At 48.1% G+C, this 1,772-nt stretch carries 1 protein-coding gene; it reads left to right on the forward strand.

Annotated features, from left to right (window positions below; all coding sequences use genetic code 11):
• Positions 1-37: 37 nt before the first annotated feature.
• A partial coding sequence (locus BLQ98_RS17970) for a hypothetical protein (protein ID WP_141135391.1) occupies positions 38-1,772 on the forward strand: 1,735 nt, incomplete at its 3' end.

Consider the following 1,772-nt stretch of genomic DNA (forward strand, 5'->3'; position numbering starts at 1 on the left):
AAACCAGCCAGCCATGACACTTCGCGCGCCAAAATTGATGAACACCGCTATCATCTCAGATGATGCATATTTGGCGGCTCGACTTACCTCGGCCGTTGCTAAACGATTTCATTATCTGTCGGTTATGGACGGACCGAGGTTGAAGAGGCCAGATGCCCAGGCCGAGATAGCGCGTCGAAACAATGCTCTGGCTCGGATCAAAGCAAACGACGTAATCTTATCCGGTCTTTCGGATGATCAGGTTGCAGCTATGTCGGATAAACTGCCAAATGGCATTGTTCAGGTGCGTGATCATGCAGACGTTGACAGTCTTGCCTCGACAGACATCCTCAATAATGAACGCCTTAAATGGGGGCGGGAAAACATTGGGGTTGGCCTGCTTAAAGCGCTTTACGAAGGGCGCCTTATCGAATTTGAAGACAATGGTCCTGCAACGGCTACGATCATCGGGCATAGCAAGCATCACGTCGTGTGTGAAGCTGGTGATAAAATATCGGAAATAATCGCCTCGAACTATGCATATTCCCTTGGAGCCTCACTCACGATTATCCCGGAGGTAGATACTGAGGTGGCGGAGCCGATCCTTGAGCAGCTCTATTCCTCCGAAAACGGGAAACAGCGCCTAAACCTTCAAACTGACCTTTTTAACCTATGTGGCGGTGTCAAATTTCCCAACGGAGCGTCTTTAACATTTTTTACTAAGAAACTTCCATTTGGCATAGGATTTCCTTCCCACCCTTCAACACACATTTTCAACTACCCCGATTGCGGCGTTTCTGTGATGAATGGATTTGCGGCCGAACAGAGCGACAGCAGAGGTGTAAATGTAGCAGTTTTGGTGGACCCTGAGAAAACTCCGGCGCCTGAGATTGATGCTGCCACCAAGGTTTTGCCAAAGAAACGGGTTTTCGTTCGTGGATATCGTGGAGAAGGCGCGGAAGTCAGCTCCATTTCAGATATGGTCGATCACTTTCCATATGACCTGCTGTTGTTTGCGACACACTGTGGCGATGCTGACGGCTGGCGCTGGACTTATGAGTTCACTGATAGTGAAGGTTTGGACCGCCGTCTGATAGTAGACATCGCAATCGGTATAGGACGGACAGACGATAACAATCTTTTAAGAGTAATGCAGTTTAGTTATTTTCATTCACTTGATGGCGTCGATTGGGACGATCCGGTTGCCAAAGCTGATCTCTATGTTGGTAGCGCCATAAAGGACTACGCAGACTGGTCTGGAAGAGATGATTTTGAACCAGTTCACAAAGAACCTTTGGATAGAGTTAAGTCATCGGCGGCAATGGCAATGTTCGACAATAATTACATTCCGATGCCAACCTCTCTTGCTGGAAACGGAACACCGATTGTTATAAACAATGCGTGTGTTTCCTGGCACGAGCTTGCGGCACGTTTCACATTTGGTAATGCACGCGCATATATCGGAACTCTTTTCCCGGTCCTGCCGTTTGAAGCCGAGAGCGTGGTGAATACTATTCTCGACAAACACTGGGGTAAGCTGCTTCCAGAGGCCTTATGGTTGGCTCAGGTCGATACTTACGGAACGTCGGATAAGCGCAGACCCTATGTGATGACCGGCGTCTACATACAGAAATTGCGATCTACGAGAGAGGATGTGCCCAAACACATTATGCAGCGCTTGTCAGAAAATGGTCGCTATTATGCTCAACGGGTTGAGCTTTCTAAGGCCGAGGAAAAGAAGGATGCGCAACACGTTCATCGCTATTATCAAAATGAAGCAACTGCATTTTATA

It is taken from the genome of Sulfitobacter litoralis, from assembly GCF_900103185.1.
Taxonomy (GTDB): Bacteria; Pseudomonadota; Alphaproteobacteria; order Rhodobacterales; family Rhodobacteraceae; genus Sulfitobacter; species Sulfitobacter litoralis.